Source organism: Paraburkholderia sp. SIMBA_030 (genome assembly GCF_046535245.1).
Lineage (GTDB): Bacteria > Pseudomonadota > Gammaproteobacteria > Burkholderiales > Burkholderiaceae > Paraburkholderia.
In genome coordinates this window covers 1-360 of record NZ_JAWRXB010000158.1, presented here as the reverse complement: position 1 = coordinate 360, position 360 = coordinate 1, and the positions used below count along the sequence as shown (strand labels likewise).

Here is a 360-nt window from a genome sequence, read left to right as displayed (position 1 = left end):
CAGCCATTCGCAGAAGATATTGCGCAGATTAAATACGACTTGGCGAATTACTCTAATACATTACCCAGATATAGCTTACGAGCGGAAGTAGATTTTACATTTATGAGTGCCGATAACTGGATGTCTCGTGGCGCGGCTTCACGTTTTGCGCAAGTATATTTACCTAGTGGTTTTGCCAAACTAGACGATGCTGCCCGTAAATCAGTGATTCAAGACAGCATCTGCGAGCATTATCAGCAGTATGAAGGCAGTTTACCATATGACGGTATTATCAAAGGCTATCGACTGACTATTGAACAAAATAACCATGTGGTCGACCATGCAGAGTATGGATTGCCAAAATCTAGCAGTACCTAAAAA

Annotated in this window: 1 protein-coding gene; it reads left to right on the top strand. The window is 41.9% G+C overall.

The features are described from left to right. Positions 1–357 (top strand): hypothetical protein (locus SB772_RS39465; RefSeq protein WP_410838449.1); only part of this gene is annotated, 357 nt, incomplete at its 5' end. Positions 358–360: the final 3 nt, after the last annotated feature.